The 2873-nt window shown below is 55.7% G+C and carries 2 protein-coding genes; one reads left to right on the top strand and one right to left on the bottom strand.

Features of this window, described 5'->3' with window-relative positions:
- Positions 1-2319 (bottom strand): hypothetical protein (locus K0B87_09550; protein MBW6514980.1); only part of this gene is annotated, 2319 nt, incomplete at its 3' end.
- A 242-nt stretch (positions 2320-2561) separates the two neighbouring features.
- On the opposite strand from K0B87_09550, the gene K0B87_09545 reads away from it, so the two are divergent.
- On the top strand, positions 2562-2810 hold the full coding sequence (locus K0B87_09545) for a hypothetical protein (protein ID MBW6514979.1): 249 nt from the start codon (positions 2562-2564) through the stop codon (positions 2808-2810).
- The last annotated feature ends 63 nt before the right edge of the window (positions 2811-2873 follow it).

The following is a 2873-nucleotide window of genomic DNA, read 5'->3' as shown; positions in this document are numbered from 1 at the left end:
GAGGCTCTGATCGGCGAAATTGCCCTGGATGCGGAAGCGGAAGAAGCCATTGATCATGGTTGTGTCGGCTGCCGCCAAGGGATCGAAGCCGTAACTGCTGTTCAGGACCACGATGTTCGGGGAATTGCTCACCAAAGCCACGCTTCCCGGATTAATCTGGTCCACCAGGCCCACGTTTTCGAGCGTGACGTCCATGTCCACGATCTCGCCGGTGTGGAACAGCCCGTCAGTGTCCTGATAAGTGACCTGGGTGGCGACGATATAGGGCATGTCGCTGGCCTGGACCGTGATCAGTTCATGCAGGACGAAGAAATTCGGGGCCGTGATGTACAGGTCATAATCGCCGGGGGTCAGGGTGTCCAGCAGGGTGATATTGATCATGCCGGTCACATTGGCTGTGGCCTCGACAATGATGTCGTTCCCGCTTTTCAGGCGCAAGGAGGCATAGGGGGCGTTGGTTTGGACCTGGTAGGTGTTCAGGCCCACGGTCCAATAGGAGGGAAGCTGGGCCATGATCTGCTGGGGGGTGTCGCTCCAGACCGCCAAACCCGGATCTCCGATCACGTTGGTCTCATAGGTCACCCAATACATCACCGGCGTGTTTTGGATGTAGGGTATGTTGTCGATCTTGCTGTCGACCAGCATGAAGCCCAGTTCGTTGATGTTTTCCCCGAACAGGGCGTCGAGATATTGGCGGTGAAAGTATTGCGAGGCTCCGTTCGTGGAACCCTGGACGCCCCAACCATAGCGGGAATGGGCCACCATGGCCACGGCGGCGGTGCTGATGCTGGTGAATTTTTCCGTGATGCAGTCGCTGGTGTATTGTCCGGCGTTGGTCGTGCGGTTGTCAAAGGCGCCGGAATAGCAGCCCTGGGTGAAGACGACGGAGAAATTGTGGTTATCTCCGTTGTTGGTGATCGTGGTGGCGGAAACCTGGGTGTTGGAAAGCCGCATCGTGTAGGTGGTGTTGGAATGGCCCAGATGGTTCACCAGGGTCGGGCCTTCGCTGAGCAGCGGGCGGAGTTGGCTGCCGGTCCAGGCATCGGCGTAACCGTAGGTGCGGTCATAAAGGGTGCCTATGTCCCAGGTTGTGGGGATGCCGACGGTCGTGTATCCGTTGGCGGAGCTGCCGCCAATCATTTCGTCCATGTAGTCGCCGCCCCAAGTCGGGCCGTCCCACAGCCATTCGCCCAGGAACAAGGAGGTGGTCACCTCGTCGATCACGGGCTCATGCATGTATTTATAGGTCTTATTGATGAAATTGGCGATCTCGGCGTCGGAATTGTAGCAGAACCGGCCGATGGAAAGCTCCGGCACCAGGTCCGCTTCATAGATCTCGCCCCAGTAGGCGTCGTTGTCGTCGTTCCAATTGCCGTCCAGGCAACTGAAATACATGTCCGCCGGGATATCCGCGTCCACCTGGCTGCCGCCGCCCATGTTCACATAGAACCCGCGATGGGGGAGCACGTCGGTGTCGCCTGCCAGCAGAACGTGGCGGAGGGGATTTCCGGCATAAATGTCGATGATGTAGTTGCGGATCTTTTCCTGGGTGTCCTGCCCCGCGTATTGTTGGACTATCTCCTGCACGGGCTTCATCAGCATGTTCAGGCCGCGGTTGGCATGCAGGTCCCGAAAGGGGATCCATTGGGCAAGTTTGTCCGCGTCATGGATGATCAGGTATTCAAAGCCGTCAGTGCGTGTTTCATAGCGCGGGACATGTTCGGAATTGTCCACGCTGCGGAGCAGGTACTGGCTGATGAAGGAATCCTGTTTCAGCAAAGCCAAAGCCCGGGAGGCTTTCTCCGCGGGGGCTGTTCTGACGCTGATGGTAACATTCTGGTAGAAAACAAGCTCCCCGGTTTGGGGATTGTAGGCAAAGGGGCAAAAGGCTGTGAAATTGATCGGATGCCCGGCCAAAAAGTGGGTGTTTACACCGTTATGGGCCTGTTCAGGGAAGGAGGCAGAGTTGCCATATATCAGCGGATCGGGTCCGGCGGGATCCATAATCTCCTCTTGCGAGAAGGGATATTGAGGCTGAATGGGGGAGACCGGCTTGGCCAGAGAAAAGACTTGCGGGGAACTCAGCTTCACCTGGATCTCCTGGGCAATTTCTCCCAATGGCAATAGCAGCTTGCTGCCGATCCAGGGCAGATCAGGCTGTCCCGGCGTGCCGTAAGTTTGCCCGCCTTGCAGAACCACGCTGCTGTATTCGCCCTCGGATTTGACCGTGGGCTTGCCCAAAGTGTAATTGTAAACCACATCAGCCGACAGGGCCAGCGAGCCCAGCAGCAGGAGCAGCACTAAAATCGAATGTTTCATAACCGCCACCTTTTATTTTTTTTTATCTCTGAGTTGATTCATGCAAAAGGCATTCCATAGCTGTGGTTTTTTGTTGGTTGCTGTTGCCCCAATTATGCTGAGCGGGAAATTCCTTGGTGGCGTTTTGGCGCTTTAGCCTGTTGGGTTGGTGAACCGCGGCAAAAAACAAGATTTGGAGACACCGCCAGGCCCTCTACCTCTGCGATTTCTACTTCGCCAACACCATCCCCTTCCTGGAGATCGTGGACGAACAGGACAAACTCGCCGGAGAACGCAAACTGGTGGAGATCCTGATCCAGAAATACAACGGAAAAGCAGGACATTCCGCCCTGCTCAACGCCTCCCACATGAAAAAACGCGATTTCAAAGAGTGCATCGAATCCCTCATAGAAAGGGAGGCGATCAGCGTTGAGAGCTACAAATCAGCGCAGGGGAACAGCGGTAAAATGTATGTTCTGGCACGAGAATTGATGGATTCCTGGGGAAAGTAAAAAACTGGTATCAAGCCGTCCTCCGGGGCGGCTTTTTTATACTCAGACGCATCTCACCTGTTC

Origin of the sequence: Candidatus Syntrophosphaera sp., from assembly GCA_019429425.1 — a bacterium.
Taxonomy (GTDB): Bacteria; Cloacimonadota; Cloacimonadia; order Cloacimonadales; family Cloacimonadaceae; genus Syntrophosphaera.
The sequence above is the reverse complement of the archived record's forward strand: the minus strand, read 5'-3'. Positions and strand labels throughout refer to the sequence as shown.